The following is a 23439-nucleotide window of genomic DNA, read 5'->3' on the forward strand; positions in this document are numbered from 1 at the left end:
GCCTATGCCTCTGCCGGCCTACCTCCAAAGGGGCAGTCCGGGTTAATGACGCAGGTGCTCCATGGCCCAGACAGCGGCCTCGACCCGCGAGCGCAGGCCGAGTTTGTGCAGCAGGTTTTTCACATGGACTTTGACTGTGCCTTCGGTAATCCCCAGCTTGTGGCCGATGACTTTGTTGCTGTAGCCGCTGGCAATGGTCTTGAGGACCTGCCGTTCACGTTCGGTCAGCTCAACCTCGGGTTGGCGCGGCGGTGAGCGCAAGGCCTGGGCCATCACTTGGGTCAGCCCCGGGCTGATCACCAACGAGCCATTCATGGCATCGCGGATGTACTGGACCAACAGTTCCGGTTCCATGTCTTTGAGCAGGTAGCCATCGGCATCCAGGCGCAGGGCATCACGGATATCGTCTTCGGCGTCGGAGACGGTGAACAACAGGACTTTGCCACTGAAGGACAGGTTGCGCAGGTGGCGCAGGGTTTCGATGCCGTTCATTTGCGGCATGTTGTTGTCTAGCAGGACCAGGTCCGGTTGCAGGGGCTCGATCATTGCCAGGGCTTCTTCGCCGTGGTTGGCTTCGCCGACAATCTCGAAGTCGTCTTCCAGTTCGAGCATCTGGCGGATGCCGCGACGCATCATCGGATGGTCGTCGACCAGCAGGATGCGGCAGAGGGTTGGGCTGTTCATGTGACGTTACCTTGGGTGGGACGCCCGAGAAACTCCGGGCGAAATTCCATTTGCACCCGCGTGCCTTGCGGCGCTCGGGTAAGGATCTGCAACTGGCCGTACAAGCTGCGCGCGCGCTCATCCATGATGTTCAGGCCATGGTGTTCACGGGGATCGCGGCTGCCGACGAAGCCGCGACCATCGTCCTCGATGGACAGGCAGACGTTCTCGCCGTTCTGGCGCAGCTGTAACCAAGCGTTATCGGCATGGGCGTGGCGCAGGCAATTGGACAGCGCCTCGCGGGTGATCTGCAGGATGTGGATCTGCTCACTGGCCGACAGCTCGAAGGCCAGGTTGTCGATGTGCAGGTGGACCTGGAAAGCCCCTTTGCGGGTAAATTCCTGGGCGGTGTCTTTCAGGCCTTGAGCGAGACCGGCATCGTGGATCTGCAGGCGAAAGGTGGTCAGCAGTTCACGCAATTGGCGGTAGGCGTTGTTCAGCCCTTCGCGCAGCTCGGCGGTCACACCCTCCAGGGTTTCCAGTGGCTCGCCGCGGCGCATCAGGGTCTGCATGCGGCTGACCTGCAGTTTCATGTACGACAGTGCCTGGGCCAGTGAATCATGCAGCTCGCGGGCGATGATCGCGCGTTCTTCAAGCAGCAGCAGGCGGTGGTCCTGCTCGCGTTGACGCTTGAGTGACAGCGAGGTGCCGATCAGGTTGGCCAGCGCCTGGATCAGCTGGGTTTCCCAGGCTTGGGGGTGATGGCCATCAATAAAGTGCGCCTTCAGCTCGCCCAGGGAACTGCCCTGGTTGCTGATGCTGTAACTGAGCGGGTTGCGCTGGTCATGCCGCTGGCAGGTGGCGCAATCGCTACTGGCGCAGACTTTGCGGTCATCAGCGCCGTGCAGGGCGAGCAACTGTTGGGCCGGGGCTTGCATCTGGCCTTGCAGGCACAACGACAGGCGCAGGCCGGGCAGGCGTTGCTGAAAGCGGCGGATCAGCTCATCCAGACCTTCGGCATTGGCCAGGCGCGTGGCCAGGCTGCTACTGCTTTGATACAGCAACTCCAACGCAGCATTGGCCTGTTGCAGGTGCAGGGTCTTCTGTTGGACCTGAGTCTCCAGGGTACGATGGGACTGCTCGATGGTCTCGGCCATGGCGTTGAAGCTGGTGGCCAATTGGCCCAACTCATCTTCGGACTGATGGTTGACCCGCGCCTGGAACTCGCCACGGCGAAAGCGCTGGGTGGCATCCACCAGTTCCTGCAGCGGACTGATCACGTTGCTCTGCAGTTCGTGCAGGCCTACCAGCAGGACGATCATGGTGATGAACAGCGCTGCGCCCTGGATCAACTGTTGCCAGGTCTGTTTGTGTTCGCTCTGGCGCTGCAGCAGATTGACGAATTGGTTGAGCTGCTCGACGAAGGGCAGGGCGCTGGCCTGGAACGCCGCCGCGTCGTTACGCTCCAACGCCGGGATCAGGGTCTGTTGCCAAAACAGCTGAAGTTGCTGGTAGCTGGCTTCGAGCTCGGCGTTTCTGCCATCTTCGAGTACGGCCTTGAGCGTCTGGCTGTTGAGCCGCTGTTGCAGGCTTTGCCGGATGCCGCTGATTTCTTCGTTATCGGCGCCGGCGGCCAGCTTCCAGCTCAGGCGGTAGGTCTCCATGCGCACCGAGCCCGCGGTATTGATGGCCGCTGCATCGCCCTGGCTGAACCAAGCGATCAAACCGGCGCTCAGTGAGCTCGCCAAGGCCAGCACGGCAATCAAAATGACCGCCAGGCCAGCGCGCGCGGGGAGGGAACTGCGTAGCCAACGGATCATGACCGTGGGCCTGAGGCGAAACAGGGAAAAACACGCATGCAGGGCTCCGGCGAGTGATCGCCATTGGATTTGCAGCCCTTCCCTGGCCTTCTACCTCTAAAGAGTTCTGACCCTTCGAGTTAGCCCAAATACGTGCTCTGAAAAAGCCAACACACTGATAAACAAAGGGTTTAGAGGTTTTTTGACGCTACCTCGTTGGAGGTAGGCGGGCAAATCATAGGCCTGAACCGGCTTTGGCTTCGTTGACGCGCATCAAGTTTTTACCGGGTTTGCCTCTCTAGTCTGCCGCCAATGCTTACTAACGGGAGACGCAAGATGAACCCACCGCGTGTACGACAGGGCCTGGTACTGGGCATGAGTACGCTGGCCTTCACCGTCTGCTTCATGGTCTGGATGATGTTTGCCGTGCTCGGCGTCCCTATCAAGGAGTTGCTGGACCTTAACGAAACCCAGTTCGGCCTGTTGGCCGCCACACCGGTCCTGACCGGTTCGCTGGTACGCCTGCCGCTGGGGCTGCTGACCGACCGCTTTGGCGGTCGCATCGTGTTCTTCCTGCTGATGTTGTCCTGTGTGTTGCCGCTGTACCTGATCAGCCATGCCACGGCCTACTGGCAGTTTCTGCTGCTGGGGTTGTTTGTCGGTCTGGCCGGGGGCTCGTTCTCGGTCGGTATCGCCTATGTCGCCAAATGGTTCGAGAAGGAAAACCAGGGCTTTGCCATGGGCGTGTTTGGTGCCGGCAACGCAGGCTCGGCGGTGACCAAGTTCGTTGCCCCGGCGTTGATTGCCGCCGGCAGCTGGCAGCTGGTGCCCAAGGTGTTCAGTGCCGTGCTGTTTATCACCGCCTTGCTGTTCTGGTTCTTCACTGCCGACAACAAGGCCCACCGCAGCACCCAGGGCGCAAGCCTGGGCGAGCAGCTCAAGGCGTTGGCCGACCCTGCGGTGTGGCGCTACTGCCAGTACTACTCGATTGTCTTCGGCGGCTATGTAGCGCTGGCATTGTGGATGACCAAGTACTACGTCGAGGAATACGGCTTTAACCTGCAAAGCGCAGCGCTGCTGGCCGCCTGTTTCTCGCTGCCTGGGGGCGTGCTGCGTGCAGTCGGTGGCTGGATGTCGGACCGCTGGGGCGCGCAGAGTGTGACCTGGTGGGTGCTGTGGGTCAGCTGGATCTGCCTGTTTCTGCTGTCCTACCCGCAGACCCAACTGCAGGTGCAAACCCTCAATGGCCCGCTGGATTTTCACATCGGCCTGAACCCGGTGCTGTTCACTGTCCTGCTGTTCATCATCGGTATTGCCTTCGCCTTCGGCAAAGCCTCGGTCTTCAAATACATCGCCAACGACTACCCGCAAAACATGGGTGCGGTCTCCGGCATCGTCGGCCTGGCCGGCGGCCTGGGCGGCTTCATCCTGCCCATCATGTTTGGCGCCCTGGTCGACCTCACCGGCGTGCGCTCCTCAGCTTTCATGCTGATGTACGGCGTGGTCTGGGTGTCCCTCATCTGGATGTACTTCAGCGAAATCCGCAAACGCCCGCTGCTCGGCAAACAGCCGCAGGCAGCCGTGCATCCGTTTTCCAGCATTGCTCAAGGAGAAGACCATGTCGGTTCTTAACAAGCCTGACGCGGGCCCGGTTATTCATGACTGGCGCCCGGAAGACCCCGCGTTCTGGGGGCGCAGCGGCAAGAAAACCGCGACCCGCAACTTGTGGATTTCCATTCCTGCGCTGCTGTTGGCCTTTGCCGTGTGGATGGTCTGGAGCACGGTGATCGTGCGCTTGAACGCAATCGGCTTCAATTTCACCTCCGACCAACTGTTTCTGCTGGCTGCCTTGCCGGGGCTGTCTGGCGCCACGTTGCGCGTGTTCTACTCATTCATGGTGCCAATCTTTGGCGGTCGCCGCTGGACCGCTCTGAGCACCGCCTCGCTGCTGGCCCCGACGTTGTGGATGGGTTTTGCCGTGCAGGACCCGAACACTCCTTATAGCGTGTTCGTGCTGATCGCACTGCTGTGCGGTTTTGGTGGCGGCAACTTCGCCTCGAGCATGTCCAACATCAGCTTCTTCTACCCCAAGTCGCAGCAGGGTACCGCCTTGGGCCTGAATGCCGGTCTGGGGAACCTCGGTGTGTCGGTGATGCAGTTCAGCGTGCCGCTGGTCATCACCTTCGGCGTCTTCGGGGTGATCGGCGGTGCGCCTCAGGTGCTCGCCGACGGCAGCCAGCTGTGGCTGCAGAATGCCGGCTTTCTCTGGGTGCCGTTCATCATCGCGGTGACCCTGTTGGCCTGGTTCTTCATGAACGACCTGTCCAGCGCCAAGGCCTCGTTCAGCGAGCAGGCGGTGATCTTCAAGCGTAAGCACAACTGGCTGATGTGCTGGTTGTACCTGGCCACCTTCGGCTCGTTCATCGGCTTCTCCGCCGCTTTCCCGATGCTGATCAAAACCGCGTTCCCGGACGTCAATGCGCTGTCCTTTGCCTTCCTCGGCCCGCTGGTCGGCGCCCTGGTTCGCCCCTTGGGCGGCTGGCTGGCGGACAAGCTCGGCGGTGCCCGCGTCACCCTGTGGAACTTCGTGCTGATGATCGTGATGGTCTTCGGCGTGCTGCACTTCATTCCGCAGCAGGGCGCCCACGGCAACTTCTACGGCTTTCTCGGCATGTTCATGTTGCTGTTCTTCACCACCGGCATCGGCAACGGTTCGACCTTCCGCATGATCCCGGTGATCTTCCGCACCCAGCACGAAAAGGCCGCTGCGGGCAAAGGCGCGAAGGCCCATGAGCAGGCGCTGAAAAACGCCGGTAAGGAATCGGCCGCGGTGCTCGGTTTCAGTTCGGCCATGGGGGCCTTTGGCGCCTTCTTCATTCCCAAGACCTTCGGCACCTCGATGGCCATGACCGGCAGTTCCGCGATGGCTTTCTACATGTTCGTCGGCTTTTACCTGAGCTGCATTGTCGTGACCTGGTGGTGGTACGCCCGCAAAGGCGCCGAGACCCCTTGCTGACATGAGCGGAATTCAATTTTTGCGTGGGTGGGGCACAGAACCCCGCAGCAAGCCTGAGAGGAAAGCATCATGAGTCATTTGCTCGATCAACTGCGGTTCTTCAACCGTAAGCAAAGCGAGTTTTCCGACGGTCACGGCGAGACTCGCAAAGAGTCGCGCGACTGGGAAAACGTTTACCGTTCACGCTGGCAGTACGACAAGATCGTACGGTCTACCCACGGGGTTAACTGCACCGGTTCCTGCTCGTGGAAGATCTACGTGAAGAACGGCCTGATCACCTGGGAAACCCAGCAGACCGACTATCCGCGCACCCGTAACGACCTGCCCAACCATGAACCGCGCGGCTGTCCGCGGGGCGCCAGTTACAGCTGGTACATCTACAGCGCCAACCGCCTCAAGTACCCGAAGATTCGCAAGCCGTTGCTCAAACTGTGGCGTGAAGCGCGCCAGAGCATGGCGCCGGTCGAAGCCTGGGCGAGCATTGTCGAGAACAAGGCCAAGGCCGATTCGTACAAAAGCAAGCGCGGCATGGGCGGCTTCATTCGCTCCAGCTGGGATGAAGTCACCGAAATCATCGCCGCGGCTAACGTTTACACCGTCAAGCAGTACGGACCCGACCGGGTCGTGGGCTTCTCGCCGATCCCGGCGATGTCGATGGTCAGCTACGCCGCCGGTGCCCGTTACCTGTCTCTGATCGGCGGCACCTGCCTGAGCTTCTACGACTGGTACTGCGACCTGCCACCGGCCTCGCCGATGGTCTGGGGCGAGCAGACCGACGTGCCGGAGTCGGCCGACTGGTACAACTCCAACTACATCATTGCCTGGGGCTCCAACGTCCCGCAGACCCGTACCCCCGATGCGCACTTCTTCACTGAGGTGCGCTACAAGGGCACCAAGACCGTGGCTATTACCCCTGACTACTCGGAAGTGGCCAAGCTCACCGACCTGTGGCTCAACCCCAAGCAGGGCACCGACGCGGCCCTGGCCCAGGCCTTCAACCATGTGATCTTCAAAGAGTTTCACCTGGATCAGCCCAGCGCTTATTTCACCGAATACGCCAAGCGCTACACCGACCTGCCGGTGCTGGTGTTGCTCAAGCCGATGCTCGGCACCGCCCCCGGCGCAGGTTACCAGCCCGATCGCTTCCTGCGCGCCTCGGATCTGGCCGACAACCTTGGCCAGGAGAACAACCCTGAGTGGAAAACCATTGCCCTTGACGCCAATGGCGAGCTGGTTTCGCCACAAGGTTCGATTGGTTACCGCTGGGGCGAGCAGGGCAAGTGGAACATCCTCCCGCGTGAAGGTGGTGCCGGCCGTGAGGTGGACCTGAGTTTGAGCCTGATTGGTGGTGACGTTGCCGAAGTGGCCTTCCCGTATTTTGCCGGTGAATCCCACGAACACTTCCAGCATGTCGCCGGTGATGCTGTGCAATACCGGCGCGTGCCGGTGCGTAGCCTGACCCTGGCCGATGGCAGCCAGGTCAAGGTCGCCACGGTGTTCGACCTGTCGGCGGCCAACCTTGCCATCGACCGTGGCCTGGGCGGTGCCAACGTCGCTCGCGACTATGACGATGCCAGTGTGCCGGGTACTCCGGCCTGGCAGGAGCAGATCACCGGCGTCAGCCGTGAGAAAGCCATCCAGATCGCCCGCGAGTTTGCCGACAACGCCGACAAGACCCGTGGCCGCTCGATGATCATCGTCGGTGCGGCGATGAACCACTGGTACCACATGGACATGAACTACCGCGGGCTGATCAACATGCTCATGCTCTGCGGCTGTGTCGGCCAGACCGGCGGTGGCTGGGCTCACTATGTCGGCCAGGAAAAGCTGCGCCCGCAATGCGGCTGGCTGCCACTGGCCTTCGGCCTGGACTGGAACCGTCCGCCACGGCAGATGAACGGCACCAGCTTCTTCTATGCCCACAGCTCGCAATGGCGTCACGAGAAGATGAGCATGCACGACGTGCTCTCGCCACTCGCTGACAAGAGCCAATTCCCCGAGCACGCCCTGGACTACAACATCCGCGCCGAACGCGCCGGCTGGTTGCCCAGCGCGCCGCAGCTCAATACCAACCCGCTGCACATCTGCCGCGACGCCGCCGCCGCCGGCATGCTGCCCAAGGACTACGTGGTCAAGGCCTGGCAGGACGGCTCGCTTCGGTTTGCCTGCGAACAGCCGGACAACCCGGTCAACTTCCCGCGCAACATGTTCATCTGGCGTTCCAACCTGCTGGGTTCGTCGGGCAAGGGCCATGAGTACATGCTCAAGTACTTGCTCGGTACCCGTAACGGCGTGATGAACGAAGACATCGGTCAGGTCGGCGACTGCAAGCCGCAGGAAGCCGAATGGGTTGACGAAGGTGCGATTGGCAAACTCGACCTGGTGACCACCCTGGACTTCCGCATGTCCTCGACCTGCGTGTATTCCGACATCGTCCTGCCAACCGCGACCTGGTACGAGAAGGACGACATGAACACCTCGGACATGCACCCCTTCATCCACCCGCTGTCGGCGGCCATTGATCCGGCCTGGGAGTCGCGTTCGGACTGGGAAATCTACAAGGGCATTGCCAAGGCCTTCTCGGCCATGGCCGAAGGGCACCTGGGCATCGAACAGGACCTGGTCACCGTGCCGTTGCTGCACGACAGCGTCGGCGAACTGGCCCAGCCCTTTGGCGGTACCGACTGGAAAACCGCCGGCGTGGCCCCACAGCCGGGCAAGAACGCCCCGAACCTGCAAGTGGTCGAACGTAACTACCCGGCCATCTACAAGCAGTTCACCTCGCTGGGGCCACTGCTGGAAAAACTCGGCAACGGCGGCAAGGGCATCAACTGGAACACCGAGGAGGAGGTCAAATTCCTCGGTGAGTTGAATTACCGCAACACTGATGAAGGCATCAGTCAGGGGCGGCCGAAGATTGAAAGCGCGATCGACGCGGCCGAGGTGATTCTGTCGCTGGCGCCGGAAACCAACGGCCATGTGGCGGTCAAGGCCTGGGCGGCATTGTCTGAGTTCACAGGTATCGACCACAGCCACCTGGCGCTGTCCAAGGCTCACGAGGCGATTCGCTTTCGCGATATCCAGGCGCAGCCGCGCAAGATCATTTCCAGCCCGACCTGGTCGGGGCTCGAAGACGATCACGTCAGCTACAACGCCGGCTACACCAACGTCCATGAAAACATCCCGTGGCGCACCATCACCGGCCGCCAGCAGTTCTACCAGGATCACCCGTGGATGCAGGCCTTCGGTGAGCAGTTGATGAGCTACCGGCCACCGGTCAACACCCAGACCATCGCCGGGGTCAAAGGCAAGCGCAGCAATGGTGAAACCGAGATTGTCCTGAACTGGATCACCCCGCACCAGAAGTGGGGCATCCACAGCACTTACAGCGACAACCTGCTGATGCTCACCCTGAGCCGTGGCGGGCCGATTGTCTGGCTGTCGGAGATCGACGCCAAACGCGCCGGTATCGAAGACAACGACTGGATCGAGTGCTTCAACGCCAACGGTGCCTTGACGGCCCGAGCGGTGGTCAGCCAGCGGGTCAAGGAAGGCATGGTGATGATGTACCACGCCCAGGAACGGATCGTGAACGTACCGGGTGCCGAGACCACCAAGACCCGCGGCGGCCACCACAACTCGGTGACCCGCGTGGTGCTCAAACCGACCCACATGATCGGTGGCTATGCCCAGCAAGCCTACGGTTTCAACTATTACGGCACGGTCGGTTGCAACCGCGATGAGTTCGTCGTGGTGCGCAAGATGGCCAAGGTCGATTGGCTTGAAGGCTCGAACAGCGATGAGCTGCCACGCCCCCTGCCAACCGAGATGGATTGAGGAGTGCTGTCATGAAAATTCGTTCGCAAATTGGCATGGTCCTGAACCTGGACAAGTGCATCGGTTGTCACACCTGCTCCATCACCTGCAAGAACGTCTGGACCAGCCGGGAAGGCATGGAATACGCCTGGTTCAACAACGTTGAAAGCAAGCCTGGGGTCGGCTACCCGAAAGAATGGGAAAACCAGGACAAGTGGAAGGGCGGTTGGGTGCGCAACGGCAACGGCAGCATCAATCCGCGTATCGGCGGCAAGTTCCGGGTGCTGGCGAACATCTTTGCCAACCCTGACCTGCCAGGCCTGGATGACTACTACGAACCGTTCGACTTTGACTACCAGCACCTGCACACCGCCCCCCTGGGCAATCACCAGCCTACTGCGCGGCCGCGCTCGTTGGTGTCGGGCAAGCGCATGGAAAAGATCGAGTGGGGCCCGAACTGGGAAGAAATCCTCGGCACCGAGTTTGCCAAGCGGCGCAAGGACAAGAACTTCGACCAGATCCAGGCGGACATCTACGGTGAGTACGAAAACACCTTCATGATGTACCTGCCGCGTCTGTGCGAGCACTGCCTGAACCCGGCGTGCGCGGCGTCGTGCCCCAGTGGCGCGATCTACAAGCGCGAGGAAGACGGCATTGTCCTGATCGACCAGGAGAAATGCCGCGGCTGGCGCATGTGCATCAGCGGCTGCCCGTACAAGAAGATCTACTTCAATTGGAAAAGCGGCAAATCCGAGAAGTGCATCTTCTGCTACCCACGGATCGAAGCCGGGATGCCGACCGTTTGCGCCGAAACCTGTGTCGGGCGCATTCGCTACCTCGGCGTGCTGCTGTATGACGCCGATCGCATCAGCGAAGTGGCCAGCACCGCCAACGAGCATGACCTGTACGAGAAGCAGCTGGAAATCTTCCTCGACCCTAACGATCCGGCCGTGATTCGCCAGGCCCTGGAAGACGGCGTGCCGCAGTCGGTGATCGACGCCGCACAGCGCTCGCCAGTGTACAAGATGGCCGTTGACTGGAAGCTGGCGCTGCCGTTGCACCCTGAATACCGCACGTTGCCGATGGTCTGGTACGTACCGCCACTGTCGCCGATCCAGAATGCGGCCGCTGCTGGCACTGTCGGCATGAACGGCGTGATCCCCGATGTCGACAGCCTGCGGATTCCGCTGCGCTACCTGGCCAACCTGCTCACCGCCGGTGACGAGAAACCGGTGAAACGTGCACTCAAGCGCCTGCTGGCAATGCGTGCCTACAAGCGCGCCGAACAGGTCGAAGGCGTGCAGGACCTGCAAGTCCTCAACGATGTCGGCCTGAGCGTGAACCAGGTCGAAGAAATGTACCGCTACCTGGCCATCGCCAACTATGAGGACCGCTATGTGGTGCCTAGCGCCCACCGTGAAGAGGCCATGAGCGACGCCTTTGCTGAACGCTCCGGCTGTGGTTTCAGCTTTGGCAGCGGTTGCAGCGGCAGCTCCGACACCAACATGTTCGGGGCCAAGAAGGCCAACCGCCGCGACATCCTCAAAACCGTACAGTTGTGGGAGGACTGAGCATGCGCATCCTTAAAGTGATTTCGCTGCTGCTGGATTATCCGAACGAAAGCCTGGTGGCCGGCCGCGACGAACTGGAGCAGGCCATCATCCAGGCGCGGGAAATCAGCCCGCGCCAGCGTGGTGCGCTGTTCGAACTGCTGGAACTGATCTGCAACAACGACCTGATGGATGGCCAGGAGCACTACGGCGCCTTGTTTGGTCGCGGTCGGGCACTGTCGCTGCTGCTGTTTGAACACGTGCATGGCGAGTCCCGCGACCGTGGCCAGGCCATGGTCGACATGCTCGCGCAGTACGAGGAGGCCGGTTTCGCCATCGGCGTCAAGGAGCTGCCCGACTACATCCCGCTGTACCTGGAGTACCTCTCGACCTGCGAAGACCTCGAGGCCCGCGAGGGCCTGGCCGACGTCGCGCACCTGCTGGCGTTGCTGGCGGCACGTCTGGAAGAGCGCGAAAGCGCCTATGCCAGCTGCTTCCGTGCGCTGCTGCAGATTGCCGGTGCCGAACCGCACCAGGCCGTGGCCGACCTGCGCGAGCAGGTGGCCGCCGAACAGCGTGATGACTCGCTCGAAGCGTTGGACAAGGTCTGGGAGGAAGAGGCGGTGGACTTCCTCAAGGCCGAACAGCAAGAGCGTTGCAGTTCCATGCCAAGTGCGCCGGGCAAGGCCCGAGAAGAAAGTGCGGTACCGCTGCACTGGGTTGATTTTCAGCATCAAGGCCAGGCCAGCGCGCCGGCCGCGGAGGTGGGCAATGTCTAAATGGAATCTGTTGATGTTCGGGGTCTATCCCTATGTCGCCCTGGCCGTCTGCCTGCTGGGCAGTTGGGCGCGTTTTGACTTGTCGCAGTACACCTGGAAGGCCAGCTCCAGCCAGATGCTGTCCAATCGCGGCATGCGCGCGGCGAGCAACCTGTTTCACGTCGGTGTGCTGTTCGTCCTGGCTGGGCACTTCGTTGGCCTGCTGACACCGGCCTCGGTCTATCACCATGTGATCAGCACCGAAAACAAGCAACTGCTGGCCATGGTCTCGGGTGGCTTCTTCGGCCTGTTGTGCCTGATCGGCCTGATCATGCTGATTCACCGGCGCCTCACCGACCCACGGGTGCGCGCCACCTCCAGTACCTCGGACATTCTCATTCTGGTGGTGCTGCTGGTCCAGTTGGTACTTGGTTTGATGACCATCGTTGCCTCCACGGGGCACATGGATGGATCAGTGATGGTGATGCTCGCTGATTGGGCGCAGAACACCGTGCTGTTGCGTCCCGTCGAGGCCGCCGCAGCGATTGCTCCGGTCAGCCTGGTGTACAAGCTGCACGTGTTCCTGGGCCTGACCCTGTTCGTGTTGTTCCCATTTACCCGCCTGGTGCACGTCGTCAGCGCACCGATCTGGTACCTGGGGCGTCGTTATCAAATCGTTCGGCAGAAAATCTGAGGAGACACTCATGTCAAGCGGATGTGGATGTGGCGGTGGTAATGGCGGCGGCGGTGGCTGCGCCTCGTCAACGGTCCCCGCGCCGGAGCTGAACGTGGCGGCGGCCGCGTTTGAGCCAGCGGCGCAGCTGATCGCCAGCAGCGAGCAGGAATGGCCGATCATCAGTGTCAACGAGGTACCGATCAGCCCCCAGGCCATGGCCCAGGAGCTGCAATACCACCCGGCAGCTGACCGTGAGGAAGCGCTGTACATGGCGGCGCGTGCGCTGGTGATCCGTGAGCTGTTGCAGCAGCGGATCGCTGCGTTGGGCCTGGCGTTACAGGTCGGGGCAGGTGAGAACGAAGAGGAGGCGGCCACACGCTTGCTGCTGGAGCGCGAAGTGCAGGTGCCGGCGTGTGACGAGGCCACTTGCCTGCGTTACTTCGAAAGCAATCGCGGGCGCTTTCATAGCGCGCCGCTGCTGGCGGTGCGGCACATCCTGCTTGAGTGTGCCCCGGACGATGCCGAGGCGCGCAGCCTGGCGCTGGTTCAAGCCGAAATACTGCAGCAGCGCCTGGCGCAATTTCCTGAGCAGTTTGCCGAGCTGGCGCAGAAGTATTCGGCCTGCCCGTCGAAGGCACAGGGAGGGGCGTTGGGGCAGATCAGCAAAGGCCAGACCGTGCCGGAGTTGGAGCGCCAGCTGTTCACCCTGGCGCTGGGGTTGGCCAGCAAACCGCTGGAAAGCCGCTATGGCTGGCATGTGATCTACGTCGATCAACGTATCGAAGGTCAGTCGTTGCCCTACGAGGCGGTCGCCACGTCGATCCGTACGCAGTTGCAACAAGGCGTCTGGCAGAAGGCCGTGGTGCAGTACCTGCAGACCCTCATCGGCGCCGCGGATATTCGTGGCATCCAGCTGCAGGGCTCCGATTCGCCGCTGGTGCAGTAACCAGATAGACAAGGGGAAGGTGATGGGCACAGTGTTGCAGGATGGATTCGGACGGCAGATTGATTACCTGCGCATGTCGGTGACTGATCGTTGTGATTTTCGCTGTGTGTATTGCATGGCCAAGAACATGACGTTTTTGCCGCGTCAGCAGGTCCTTACCCTGGAGGAGTTGCAGCGCCTGGCGACGTTGTTTGTCGGCCAAGGCGTGCGCAAGATCCGTCTGACCGGGGGCGAGCCGCTGATTCGCCCGGGCATCGTCGATCTGTGCCGTCACATTGCCGCCTTGCCGGGTTTGCGCGAACTGGTGATGACCAGCAATGGCTCACAGTTGCAACGCCTGGCCCGGCCGCTGGTAGACGCCGGGGTCAAGCGCATGAACATCAGTCTCGACAGCCTCGATGGTGAGCGGTTTCGGGCGATCACCCGCAACGGTGACCTCGATCAGGTGCTGCGCGGCGTTGAAGCGGCAAGCTGTGCCGGGTTCGAACGGATCAAACTCAACTGTGTGGTGATGAAGGGGCGCAACTTCGATGAGGTCCTGCCGTTGGTGCAGTACGCCATCGATCAGGGGATTGATATCACCTTCATCGAGGAGATGCCGCTGGGCGAGGTCGGCCGCTCGCGTGGCGAGTCGTTCTGTTCCAGTGATGAGGTGAAGGCGGTGATTGCCACTCGCTACGCCTTGCTCGACAGCGCTGAGAACAGTGGTGGGCCGGCACGCTATGTGCGCCTGGCGCAACACCCGCAGACCCGCATTGGCTTTATTTCGCCCAACAGCCACAACTTCTGCGCCAGTTGCAATCGGGTGCGTATGACCGTGGAGGGGCGGCTGCTGTTATGCCTGGGCCAGGAGGACTCGCTGGACCTGCGGGGGATGTTGCGCCGTTATCCGTTGGATGATCAGCCGATCGTTACGGCGCTGCAGCAGGCGCTGCGGCGCAAGCCGTTGCGGCATGATTTCAACCCGGATGGTCAGGTGCAGATTCTGCGCTTCATGAACATGAGTGGGGGGTGATGTTGTCTGTATTGGCCTCATCGCCGGCAATGCCGGCTCCCACAGGATCTGCACACAGAAGCAGCCTCCTGATAGTTGGACAACCAAGCAATCTTGATATCAATCAATTCCCCCAGACGCGTTTATCCGTAGTCTGCACTGTATATTGTGTTTGTTAAATCATTAAACACCTATATGTAGTGCTTGGAGGGTAAATGCACAGCACGCTGATCAGAGAGGGTCACAACCAGCTGCACAAGCGCGACGGCAGTCTGGTCGCCTTCGATGCCGACAAGATCCGCCAAGCCTTGATCGCCGCCGGCAAGGCCACCGGCGAGTACGCCGAAGCCGAGGCTGATGGCTTGCTCGCGGCAGTATTGGCCCACCTGGAGGGCTACTCACGGCTCCACGTCGAGCAGATTCAGGACCGGGTCGAGCGGGTGCTGATGGACGCCGGCCACTTCCTTTCGTTACGCGCCTACATCGTCTACCGCGAACAACACGGACGCCTGCGCCGCGACCGCAAAACCCTGGTCGAGGTTGCCGCGTCGATGAATGAATACCTCAACCGTGAAGACTGGCGGGTCCAGGCCAATGCCAATCAGGGTTATTCTCTCGGTGGGCTGGTGCTCAACGTGTCCGGCAAGGTCACTGCCAACTACTGGCTGGACGAGGTCTACAGCGAAGCCATCGGCCTTGCCCACCGCGAGGCCGACCTGCATATCCATGACCTGGACATGCTCGCCGGCTATTGCGCCGGCTGGTCACTGCGTACGCTGCTGCACGAAGGCCTCAACGGCGTACCCGGACGGGTTGAAGCCGGTCCACCCAAACACTTGAGCAGCGCCCTTGGGCAGATGGTCAATTTTCTCGGCACGCTGCAGAACGAGTGGGCCGGAGCCCAGGCCTTCAGTTCGTTCGACACCTACCTGGCCCCCTATGTACGCAAGGACCGGCTCAGTTACGAAGAGGTGCGCCAGGCGATTCAGGAGTTTATCTACAACCTCAACGTGCCCTCACGCTGGGGCACCCAGACGCCCTTTACCAACTTGACCTTCGATTGGGTCTGCCCGGAGGATCTACGCGAACAGATCCCGGTGGTCGGCGGCGAAGAAATGCCCTTTGCCTATGGTGAGCTGCAGGCCGAGATGGACCTGCTCAACCGTGCCTACATCGAGGTGATGCAGGCGGGCGATGCCAAGGGACGAGTGTTCACCTTTCCGATTCCGACCTACAACATCACCCACGATTTTCCCTGGGACAGCGACAACGCCGAGCGCCTGTTCGAGATGACCGCTCGCTACGGTCTGCCGTATTTCCAGAACTTCCTCAATTCCGACATGTTGCCCAATCAAGTGCGTTCGATGTGCTGTCGCTTGCAGCTGGATGTGCGCGAATTGCTCAAGCGCGGTGGGGGCTTGTTCGGTTCGGCAGAGCAGACTGGTTCTCTGGGCGTGGTGACCATTAACTGCGCCCGTCTGGGCTACTTGTACCGGGGCGATAGCAGCGGCCTGCTGCAGCGCCTGGACATGCTGATGGAACTTGCCAAGGAGAGCCTGGAGGTCAAGCGCAAGGTGATCCAGCATCACATGGATGCCGGCTTGTACCCGTACACCAAGCGCTACCTGGGCACCCTGCGCAATCATTTCTCCACCATCGGCGTCAACGGCCTGCATGAAATGCTGCGCAATTTCAGCGACGAGCAGATGGGCCTGCACACGGAGCAGGGGCGGCGCTTTGTCGCCAATCTGCTGGATCATGTACGCGCCACCCTGGTGCGTTTCCAGGAGGAAACCGGCCACCTGTACAACCTCGAAGCGACACCGGCAGAAGGCACGACCTACCGCTTTGCCAAAGAGGACCTCAAGCGCTTCCCCGACATCCTTCAGGCCGGTTGCAGCCAGGCACCGTACTACACCAACTCTTCGCAATTGCCGGTGGGCTACACCGATGACCCGTTCGAGGCGCTGGAGCTGCAGGATGAACTGCAATGCAAGTACACCGGCGGTACGGTGCTGCACCTGTACATGGCTGAGCGGATTTCTTCGGCCCAGGCCTGCAAGCAACTGGTGCGCAAAGCCCTGGGACGCTTTCGCCTGCCTTACCTGACCATCACCCCGACTTTTTCCATCTGCCCGGTACACGGCTACCTGGATGGCGAACACGAGTTCTGCCCCAAATGCGATGAAGCGCTGTTGCTGGCGCAGCAGGCCGGCAGTGTTCACTGATGTCGTTTTTCTCAACCGCAAGGAGCTAGATCATGACTGCACAACAAACCCTGCCTGTGGCACAACGTCAACGCTGCGAAGTCTGGACCCGGGTGATGGGTTATCACCGCCCGGTCTCGGCATTCAACCCGGGCAAACAGTCCGAGCACGCTGAGCGCCAACATTTCAATGAACCCACGGCAGCAGTTGGGGATCAATGAGCCGACAACTGCGGGTCGGGGGCATGGTGCCCCTGACCACCCTCGACTACCCCGGCAAGTTGGCCTGTGTGTTGTTTTGCCAGGGCTGTGCCTGGCGTTGCCGGTACTGCCACAACCCGCAGCTGATCCCGCCGCGCGGCAGTCAAGAAATCACCTGGCAACAGGTGCTGGCGTTCCTTGAGCGCCGCCAGGGCCTGCTTGATGCGGTGGTGTTCAGCGGCGGCGAAGCCACCTTGCAGGACAGCCTGCCTGAGGCCATGGCCCAAGTGCGACAGCTGGGCTTTGGCGTTGGCTTGCACAGTGCCGGCATCAAGCCGGCTGCTTTCGCCCGGGCGTTGCCGGGGGCCGATTGGGTCGGTTTTGACGTCAAGGCCCTGGCCGACGAATGCGCGTTGATTACTCGGGTCCAGGGCAGCGGTGTCGCCAACTGGCGCAGCCTGGAGTTACTGCTGGCCAGTGGTGTGGAATATGAGTGCCGGACAACCGTGCATTGGCAATTGATCGATCCGCCACGGCTATTGATCCTGGCCCAGCGCTTGAGTGAGCGTGGGGTCAAGCATTTCGTCGTTCAGCACGTGCGCACGGCAACCATGCTTGATGTCGACTTGCCAAGGGGGGCAACCCAGCACGGGCTGCCTGTGCTGTGGGACACCCTCAGCAGGTTGTTTACCACCTTTGAGCTGCGCGGCTAGCCGTTGAGTCGTAACCGGCTTTAACGGCTACAGCCAACCCCAGAACTGCAACCACCAGCCCGCGCCCACCGCAGCGATGCTTGTCAGCACGCACAGGCTGGCAGCGCCGCGCCGGGGCAGAGTGACCTTCTGCTCCGTCAGCAGTTGCCAAGCCAGCCATGCGCTCCAGGCCATGGCGGCAATCAACAGTGCCGCCCGTGCCGGTTGCACCCAATCAAGCAACAATCCTTCATAGCGCAGCAGTTTCACCGTGGTTGCCGATAAACCGAGGAACAGCCCAGCAGCGCCAAGGGGCGTGAGGGTCAGGCTCAACGGCCCATACAGTGCCGGGGTGCCCGCCAGCCGTGCTGCCAGGCGTAGCAACAGCCACAAACAGCCGCCCAACAACAGCGCAGTAGCACCCAAGTACAGGCTGATGCTCAAGCCGTCGAGCCAACTGAAACTGTCGTTGAGTTGTGGGTAGTGGGTCAGCAGCCACCAGGGCGCATTGTCTTCCAGCGGCCAGAACACATCGTGGGCTACCAGCCACTGCGCCAGGGACTGTTTGAGGGCGATGAACCATGGGCTGACGGTCCACTGAAAGGCGCCCATTGCCAGGCCGATGACGCCGAACAGCAGCAAGCGGCTATCCCAGGGCGAAGGGGCTCGGTTGACTGACTGCAGGATCTCCTGATTGCCCGAACGGGCGATCAGCTGTACAGCGCCACGTTGCCCGCTGCAGCGGCCGCAGGCGTGGCATTCACTGGCGCCTTGCAGGCGACGAATATCCAGTAGCGGCGCGCAGTTGGGTGCAGGCAGGCGCGGTGCGGCGTTGTCCTTCCAGCGCTGTTCGTCGACCCGAAAATGTACCGGTGCCAGGCGGGCGAGCAGGGCGAAGACGCCACTGACCGGGCACAGGTATCGGCACCACACACGTTTGCCGCGGGCATACAGTAAACCGATGCCGATGGCCGCCACGGTCGAACCGCCGAGAATCAGCAGGGCGGCCTGTGCGTAGTCGTAGACGCTGATCAGTTGGCCGTAGAGAGTGGTCAGGCAGAACGCCAGGGTCGGCCAGCCGCCCCAGCGCATCCAGCGCGGTACGCCCATGCCCTTGCCATAGTGGCTGGCCCATTCACTCAGGGAACCTTCCGGGCACAACACGCCGCACCACAGCCGCCCGAACAGCACGATCGACAGCAGCACGAACGGCCACCAGATGCCCCAGAACAGGAACTGCGCGAACAGGGTCAGGTTGTCCAGCATCCGGGCCTGGCTGCCTGGCAACGGCAGCAGGGCCGGGAGTACCAGCAGTAGGGCGTAGAACAGCACAACCGTCCACTGCAGTGTGCGGATCACACCTGCGTGGCGGCGCATGCCATCCCCCAGGCGTTGCAACCAGCGATTGTGCAGACTCAGGCTGGGCATGGGGCCGTGCCTGTTTTGCGCTGGATCAGCCAGCTCCCCACGCTCAGCCAGTAGCCGCACAGAACGAGCAGAGTCAAGGTACTGGGCGCGGCCCGGTAACCGGCGACAGCGGCGAAAAAGGCGCCCAGGCCCTGGCTGTCGCTGAGCAGCGCGCTGCTGTCCCATAGGGCATCACCGACCAGGGTGTAGGCCATTTCCGGCAACTCCATGGCCAGCAACTGCCCGCCGATCCGTTCCGCGGCGCTGACCAGCAAGGCTGAGCCGAGCAACAGCAAAACCGCCTCACTCAGGCCAAAGAAGCGTCGCCAGGAAATCAGGCGCCGACTGCTGTGCAGCAGGGCAACGGTCAGCCCCGACAACAACAGTCCGGCGATGCCTCCGATAGCAAACAGTCCCCGTTGTTCGCCGTGCAGGCGTGCCCCGGCGCCATAGAGAAAGACCACTGTTTCACTGCCTTCACGGCTGACCGCCAGCATCGCCAGCAGCAACAGACCGACACCGCCTTGACGGGCCAGTTGTTGGTCGGCGTGACGCCTCAGGTCGTCTTTGAGCGTGTGCGCATGGCGGTGCATCCAGCCGACCATTTGCACCATCAGCAGGCTGGCCAGTAACGCCAGGACCGCCTGGAACCATTCGCTGGCACTGCCACTCATGGCTTCACCGGCAAACAGGATTAACACCGCCAGTAACGCCGAGAGCAACACACCCAAGGCGACGCCTGCCCACAGAAAATTGAGCAGACGCTCGGCGCGCGCCTGCTGGCTGGCCCAGGCCTGGAGAATGCCTATTACCAGCAGGGCCTCGACGCTTTCGCGCCAGACGATAAACAGTGCTTGATTCATGATCACTCCTTGCACCTGCGGCTAGTGCGCGAGGATGGCGCCTTCGGGCAGTTGCGGATTGAATTCGTCGAAGAACGGATAGCGTCCAGGCCTCAGCGGATGAATGACCACGAAGGTGGTCACCCCCGGCGACAGCACTTTTTCCACGCGCAGCGGCGTGCTTTCGAACTCGGCCGGGCCTTCACCCTGGTTCTTCAGCACGATCTTGAAACGCTGGCCGGCCGCGACTTCAAGCACCGCGGGGGTGAAATGACCGTCGCGCAGGATCAGTTCATAAGTGGGCAGCGGCGCCGCTGTCAGCGAGGTAGTGGCCCCGACCAGGATCAACCAGGTCAGACGCCGGTGGATGCTGGCAAAGCCCTTGCCGCCAGCGTGAGCGGGCAATGGCCGAGCCATCAATAGCCGCCTTTCTTGCCAATGCCGGCATACACGAAGGCGTAGTGCAGTTCGCAGCGTTCAAACCACGGCTCGACGCCGGTCTCCTTATCGGTATGGCGTCCGAGTGAGGCATGACCGTTGGGCGGCAAGACGGTGAAGGTCAGTTGGTACTTACCCGGTCCTTGCAGTTTTACGTTGTCGCCATAGTGCGGGCCGTCGTTGGCGACCATGGCATGCAAGTCACCGCTGATCGGGGTGTCGCTGCCTTGCTTTTGCAGGCTGAAGGTTACCCTGAGGTAAGGCACGAAACTGCCCTCCTGAAAGCCTTGGCGGTTGTCCGCCATGGCACGGATATCGGCTTCGAGGTGGATGTCGGAATCGGCAGTGGCACGCATCATCCCAGCAGGCGCCATTTCGATCGGCTGCAGGTACACCGCACCGACTTCCAGGCCCGGACACAGTTGCGGTTCGCCGATGGGGTATTCCTTGGCCTGGGCCAGCGGAGTGATCAGGAGTAAGGCAAGTGACAGCGACAAGGGGTTACGCATGACGTCTTCCTAGGTGCTGAGGGGAGAGGGCCTGAGTCTAGGAAGGAGTCACGTGAATAATAATGATTATTATCAATTTTACCGGCGATACATCAGGCTCGCCCACGCGTGTTGGCTGTCGTTGATCTGCATCAAGGGAATTGCCCTGGCGGCGCGCTAGGTTTAACGCGTTGCTATCACCACGCTGGGGACATTTTATGGCCAAGCCCTTTCCCATCAACCCCAAGCATCCCGAGCGTATCTGTTGGGGCTGCGACCGCTATTGCGCCACCCATGCGCTGGCCTGCGGCAATGGTGCCGACCGCACCATGCACCCGGCCGAAATGCTCGGCGACGATTGGTACCTGCATGGCGACTGGGGGATCGAGGCGCCTGCCAACACTGATCCGATAGAAAACCAGGGGCCCGGATAGGTCGATCCCCGGCGATCATTGACGACGGGATCAGAACAGCTGTTGACGCTTGTCCAACTGCTGATCGACTAGCCATTTACCATGGGCCAGTGACGCATGCTGGGCATTGTCCAGGTCTGCCAGGTACGCCATTTTTAGCGGTAACGGCAGGCGCCGGCTGGTGTGTCCTTCAGGGTCGGTGATCAGGCAACCGCCAGCAAAGGGGGTAGGGATGCCGTCGTGGGTTTCGACACTGGCGGTGATGGTGTGATTGCGATGCACGCATTGAAGGGTTTTCATCGTCCTGACCTCTCTGCTGTGGTATCGAACGCTAGTAGTTTTGCATGTTCCTCGCTCAGGGTGCAGGCAGGGCTGCTTTTTCGGGTATACCACAGCAGCGGCCCGGGGTGGCCCGGACCGACGAACGTGCGGGTTGGGTATTGCGTTGACTAGGCTCTGTATGAAAAGTTGTGAGGCGAAGATCAGGCAAGGCGAAAACAGCCGAGGAAGCGGAGTTTACGGGGTGTAAATGAGCACTCCGAGGCTGTTTTCAACGCAGCATCACCGAGTATCAAGGCTTTTCGTACAGAGCCGAGGAAGGCGCTCGCCACACCGGCCAGAGGTTCTTGTCCAGCGCCCAGTGGCCTTGCCCTGCGAGTAAACGTACGCCCCCGACCCAACGTTCAGGTGCTGACTGGTCCAGCCAGTAAGCCTCGCCCGCCAATACCCGCTCAGCCAAGGCCGTCAGCTTCAGCGTCCGTTTTGGCCATTCCAGCTCGGGTTGTGTTTCGGTTATCAATGGCGTCGGCGCGTCAATCAACGGCCGCAGCAAGGCATGGAACATCATGTCGCCGAGATACGGCAGCGGTTCACGCTTGGCCATCAATTCGGCAAACACGCGCCCGAAGGGGACTTCGCCTAACTCAGCGATAATCTGCAATGACAGCCGCTCACTCAGTGACAGTCCATCGCTCAGACCTGGTAGCTCCTGCAGTTGGCGCAGTAACGCGGGTGCGAGCAACGGCAAGACCAGGTCCTGGCGGTGTGCCAGTTGTGCCCAGGCTTCGGGGGAAGGGGCGCAGTAGGCACTCCAGGCCTGACGTGCAAGCTGCACCATCGTTTCGCTGACGGTTTGGCGCTGTGGCCACAGCCAGGCCAGCACGTCCGGTGCCAGTTGACCGATGCCGATGAAACGCTGCACGCCGGGCATCCGGTCGATTTGGATCAGTTCCAGTCGCGGCGGCAGCCGTTCCAGGTTGGCCAGCAGCCGAATCAGAAACAATTGATCGTAGGCGTCGGCTTCGCACCAGAGCACGGCGCGCGGGCAATCGCCAAGCAGCGGTAACTGACGGTATTCATCCACCATCCTGTGCAGTACCTGGGCACGGTCAAGGCCGTAGGCCTGGCTGATGTAGTCGCTGCGTAGGGTGTAGTAGTGGTCACTGGGCAGGTCGCGTACAGGGCCCATGCACAGCGGGTCGCTGAGCATATGAAACGCTCCGCTAAAGCCGGCCAGTCGCAAGCTGTGACTGATGTCGTTACCGCAACGCCAGTGCCGGGTGCGCGCTTCATCGTCGGCAACGAACTGAGGATGGCGAGCGGCAAAGTCGATGGCGTCAATATGGGCCTTGAGCTTGGGCCAACTGGCAAAACCCAGGTCGCGAGCGATCAGGCGTTGGGCATCGGCCAGGCGTGGTGCGGGCTGAGCATCCGCACGCAGGCGCTGGAGCAGTTCCTTGGCGCGCTTGCGCTGTTGTTCAAGGTTGATGCGGCCATCTTCGGATGGCGACGACAGTCGAGCGGACATACGAACTCCTTGTGCGAGCCTTGTCCGCTGTCAGGCCGGGAGTCGTAGTGAGAATGCCTGGAGTACAGTCCTGGGCGCAGCCCTTTCCGCGGACGGGGGGCGTGGATGACGCCGGCTGCGACTATAGGCCGGGCACAGGGTAAAAGGCAATGCACGGGCGGCGTATGAACCGCTAAAAGAGGATCTTCATAGATGACCGGGGAACGAATCATATTCGTACACGTGTCCACTCTGTGGCCGGTCCATACAGGTTGGAAAAAGTAGCCAGTATCGCTGACTTCTGCATACAGCCCTACGCGACTTCCTAGATCAATTTCGGATATTTCAACCCCGTATCATACCTGCACAATGTAAAACGATAGGGTATGTTCAAGTTAGGCGGCAATTCGCCTTCTCCTCGCTGAAAGTAAGCGCGAGGGTATTTAAATCTGAACGGGTTTTTTATCGTGTTCTGTATCTTTTATTCATCGGCCAACACCCGATAATAACCTGTCATTTTGTGAGCTCAGGGAGTGAGTCGTGATGAAGCAAGGTCTTGTGGTTCAGGTGAGAGGGAACACGGGGGCAGTTGAATGGGGCGCTTGAGTTGGTGTGCCATTAAGTTGTTGTAGGAAATTGTAGGAAGTTTCCTAGGATATGAGGTGAGTCCTTATTTCTGCTGATTGAAAGTTTTCGCAGGAACGATAGCTTTCAGGTGGCCGTAACTGAAATTCAGGTGAGCGTTATG

The 23439-nt window shown here is 61.0% G+C and carries 20 protein-coding genes; 12 read left to right on the forward strand and 8 right to left on the reverse strand.

Annotated elements, in window-relative coordinates:
• Positions 1-42 precede the first annotated feature (42 nt).
• A complete protein-coding gene (gene narL / locus CX511_RS11455) occupies positions 43-684 on the reverse strand; it encodes a two-component system response regulator NarL (protein WP_045179712.1) in 642 nt (213 codons plus the stop codon).
• Entirely contained in the window at positions 681-2483 is a 1803-nt protein-coding gene (locus CX511_RS11460) for a HAMP domain-containing protein (protein ID WP_045179715.1), read from the reverse strand. Before CX511_RS11460 ends, narL begins: the two co-directional genes overlap by 4 nt.
• A gap of 315 nt (positions 2484-2798) precedes the next feature.
• Here CX511_RS11460 and CX511_RS11465 point away from each other — a divergent pair, with 315 nt between their 5' ends.
• The 11 genes from CX511_RS11465 (at position 2799) to CX511_RS11510 (ending at position 17338) form a co-directional block, all read left to right on the forward strand.
• Positions 2799-4094 carry an MFS transporter gene (locus tag CX511_RS11465; protein WP_045179718.1) on the forward strand — a complete coding sequence of 432 codons (1296 nt, stop codon included), beginning with the start codon at positions 2799-2801 and terminating at the stop codon, positions 4092-4094.
• Positions 4081-5478, forward strand: a complete 1398-nt coding sequence (locus tag CX511_RS11470; protein WP_045179720.1) for a NarK family nitrate/nitrite MFS transporter — start codon at positions 4081-4083, stop codon at positions 5476-5478. Before CX511_RS11465 ends, CX511_RS11470 begins: the two co-directional genes overlap by 14 nt.
• Before the next feature lie 69 nt (positions 5479-5547).
• On the forward strand, positions 5548-9315 hold the full coding sequence (locus tag CX511_RS11475) for a nitrate reductase subunit alpha (RefSeq protein WP_101293349.1): 3768 nt from the start codon (positions 5548-5550) through the stop codon (positions 9313-9315).
• Positions 9316-9326: 11 nt separating this feature from the next.
• Complete coding sequence (gene narH / locus CX511_RS11480) at positions 9327-10865, forward strand: nitrate reductase subunit beta (RefSeq protein ID WP_045179725.1); 1539 nt, start codon at positions 9327-9329, stop codon at positions 10863-10865.
• 2 nt (positions 10866-10867) lie between these two features.
• Positions 10868-11623: a nitrate reductase molybdenum cofactor assembly chaperone gene (gene narJ, locus CX511_RS11485; protein ID WP_045179728.1), complete on the forward strand. Its 756-nt coding sequence runs from the start codon at positions 10868-10870 to the stop codon at positions 11621-11623.
• Positions 11616-12296, forward strand: a complete 681-nt coding sequence (gene narI / locus CX511_RS11490; RefSeq protein WP_045179731.1) for a respiratory nitrate reductase subunit gamma — start codon at positions 11616-11618, stop codon at positions 12294-12296. Before narJ ends, narI begins: the two co-directional genes overlap by 8 nt.
• Before the next feature lie 10 nt (positions 12297-12306).
• Entirely contained in the window at positions 12307-13224 is a 918-nt protein-coding gene (locus CX511_RS11495; RefSeq protein ID WP_101293348.1) for a peptidylprolyl isomerase, read from the forward strand.
• Positions 13225-13246: 22 nt separating this feature from the next.
• Complete coding sequence (moaA, locus tag CX511_RS11500) at positions 13247-14239, forward strand: GTP 3',8-cyclase MoaA (RefSeq protein ID WP_101293347.1); 993 nt, start codon at positions 13247-13249, stop codon at positions 14237-14239.
• Between the two features lie 194 nt (positions 14240-14433).
• Complete coding sequence (locus tag CX511_RS11505; RefSeq protein WP_045179738.1) at positions 14434-16446, forward strand: ribonucleoside triphosphate reductase; 2013 nt, start codon at positions 14434-14436, stop codon at positions 16444-16446.
• 32 nt (positions 16447-16478) lie between these two features.
• Positions 16479-16646: an anaerobic ribonucleoside-triphosphate reductase gene (gene nrdD / locus CX511_RS25430; protein WP_101293346.1), complete on the forward strand. Its 168-nt coding sequence runs from the start codon at positions 16479-16481 to the stop codon at positions 16644-16646.
• Entirely contained in the window at positions 16643-17338 is a 696-nt protein-coding gene (locus CX511_RS11510; RefSeq protein WP_101293345.1) for an anaerobic ribonucleoside-triphosphate reductase activating protein, read from the forward strand. Before nrdD ends, CX511_RS11510 begins: the two co-directional genes overlap by 4 nt.
• Before the next feature lie 27 nt (positions 17339-17365).
• On the opposite strand, the gene CX511_RS11515 is transcribed toward CX511_RS11510, so the two are convergent.
• The 4 genes from CX511_RS11515 to CX511_RS11530 are packed head-to-tail and all read right to left on the reverse strand — an operon-like array spanning position 17366 to position 20513.
• Complete coding sequence (locus tag CX511_RS11515) at positions 17366-18745, reverse strand: 4Fe-4S binding protein (protein ID WP_101293344.1); 1380 nt, start codon at positions 18743-18745, stop codon at positions 17366-17368.
• The gene (locus tag CX511_RS11520) at positions 18733-19587 is read right to left on the reverse strand and encodes an FTR1 family iron permease (RefSeq protein WP_101293343.1); all 855 of its coding nucleotides are present in this window, start codon (positions 19585-19587) and stop codon (positions 18733-18735) included. The genes CX511_RS11515 and CX511_RS11520 overlap by 13 nt, the downstream gene beginning before the upstream one ends.
• A 21-nt stretch (positions 19588-19608) precedes the next feature.
• Positions 19609-19983, reverse strand: coding sequence for a cupredoxin domain-containing protein (locus CX511_RS11525; RefSeq protein ID WP_045179747.1), 375 nt, complete (start codon positions 19981-19983; stop codon positions 19609-19611).
• Positions 19983-20513 carry an iron transporter gene (locus CX511_RS11530; protein WP_045179749.1) on the reverse strand — a complete coding sequence of 177 codons (531 nt, stop codon included), beginning with the start codon at positions 20511-20513 and terminating at the stop codon, positions 19983-19985. The genes CX511_RS11525 and CX511_RS11530 overlap by 1 nt, the downstream gene beginning before the upstream one ends.
• Before the next feature lie 197 nt (positions 20514-20710).
• Here CX511_RS11530 and CX511_RS11535 point away from each other — a divergent pair, with 197 nt between their 5' ends.
• Positions 20711-20926, forward strand: a complete 216-nt coding sequence (locus CX511_RS11535) for a DUF3079 domain-containing protein (RefSeq protein ID WP_045179751.1) — start codon at positions 20711-20713, stop codon at positions 20924-20926.
• Positions 20927-20956: 30 nt separating this feature from the next.
• Here CX511_RS11535 and CX511_RS11540 read toward each other — a convergent pair whose 3' ends face one another.
• Positions 20957-21205, reverse strand: coding sequence for a hypothetical protein (locus CX511_RS11540; protein WP_045179753.1), 249 nt, complete (start codon positions 21203-21205; stop codon positions 20957-20959).
• Between the two features lie 271 nt (positions 21206-21476).
• Entirely contained in the window at positions 21477-22712 is a 1236-nt protein-coding gene (locus CX511_RS11545; protein WP_101293342.1) for a DUF1835 domain-containing protein, read from the reverse strand.
• Positions 22713-23439: the final 727 nt, after the last annotated feature.

Origin of the sequence: Pseudomonas sp. S06B 330 (assembly GCF_002845275.2) — a bacterium.
Lineage (GTDB): Bacteria > Pseudomonadota > Gammaproteobacteria > Pseudomonadales > Pseudomonadaceae > Aquipseudomonas.

What these genes read in the sequence shown, in the direction of transcription:
- narL (WP_045179712.1), bottom strand. Translation starts at nt 684, where the DNA reads ATGAACAGCCCAACCCTCTGCCGCATCCTGCTGGTCGACGACCATCCG.
- CX511_RS11460 (WP_045179715.1), bottom strand. Translation starts at nt 2,483, where the DNA reads ATGATCCGTTGGCTACGCAGTTCCCTCCCCGCGCGCGCTGGCCTGGCG.
- CX511_RS11465 (WP_045179718.1), top strand. Translation starts at nt 2,799, where the DNA reads ATGAACCCACCGCGTGTACGACAGGGCCTGGTACTGGGCATGAGTACG.
- CX511_RS11470 (WP_045179720.1), top strand. Translation starts at nt 4,081, where the DNA reads ATGTCGGTTCTTAACAAGCCTGACGCGGGCCCGGTTATTCATGACTGG.
- CX511_RS11475 (WP_101293349.1), top strand. Translation starts at nt 5,548, where the DNA reads ATGAGTCATTTGCTCGATCAACTGCGGTTCTTCAACCGTAAGCAAAGC.
- narH (WP_045179725.1), top strand. Translation starts at nt 9,327, where the DNA reads ATGAAAATTCGTTCGCAAATTGGCATGGTCCTGAACCTGGACAAGTGC.
- narJ (WP_045179728.1), top strand. Translation starts at nt 10,868, where the DNA reads ATGCGCATCCTTAAAGTGATTTCGCTGCTGCTGGATTATCCGAACGAA.
- narI (WP_045179731.1), top strand. Translation starts at nt 11,616, where the DNA reads ATGTCTAAATGGAATCTGTTGATGTTCGGGGTCTATCCCTATGTCGCC.
- CX511_RS11495 (WP_101293348.1), top strand. Translation starts at nt 12,307, where the DNA reads ATGTCAAGCGGATGTGGATGTGGCGGTGGTAATGGCGGCGGCGGTGGC.
- moaA (WP_101293347.1), top strand. Translation starts at nt 13,247, where the DNA reads ATGGGCACAGTGTTGCAGGATGGATTCGGACGGCAGATTGATTACCTG.
- CX511_RS11505 (WP_045179738.1), top strand. Translation starts at nt 14,434, where the DNA reads ATGCACAGCACGCTGATCAGAGAGGGTCACAACCAGCTGCACAAGCGC.
- nrdD (WP_101293346.1), top strand. Translation starts at nt 16,479, where the DNA reads ATGACTGCACAACAAACCCTGCCTGTGGCACAACGTCAACGCTGCGAA.
- CX511_RS11510 (WP_101293345.1), top strand. Translation starts at nt 16,643, where the DNA reads ATGAGCCGACAACTGCGGGTCGGGGGCATGGTGCCCCTGACCACCCTC.
- CX511_RS11515 (WP_101293344.1), bottom strand. Translation starts at nt 18,745, where the DNA reads ATGCCCAGCCTGAGTCTGCACAATCGCTGGTTGCAACGCCTGGGGGAT.
- CX511_RS11520 (WP_101293343.1), bottom strand. Translation starts at nt 19,587, where the DNA reads ATGAATCAAGCACTGTTTATCGTCTGGCGCGAAAGCGTCGAGGCCCTG.
- CX511_RS11525 (WP_045179747.1), bottom strand. Translation starts at nt 19,983, where the DNA reads ATGGCTCGGCCATTGCCCGCTCACGCTGGCGGCAAGGGCTTTGCCAGC.
- CX511_RS11530 (WP_045179749.1), bottom strand. Translation starts at nt 20,513, where the DNA reads ATGCGTAACCCCTTGTCGCTGTCACTTGCCTTACTCCTGATCACTCCG.
- CX511_RS11535 (WP_045179751.1), top strand. Translation starts at nt 20,711, where the DNA reads ATGGCCAAGCCCTTTCCCATCAACCCCAAGCATCCCGAGCGTATCTGT.
- CX511_RS11540 (WP_045179753.1), bottom strand. Translation starts at nt 21,205, where the DNA reads ATGAAAACCCTTCAATGCGTGCATCGCAATCACACCATCACCGCCAGT.
- CX511_RS11545 (WP_101293342.1), bottom strand. Translation starts at nt 22,712, where the DNA reads ATGTCCGCTCGACTGTCGTCGCCATCCGAAGATGGCCGCATCAACCTT.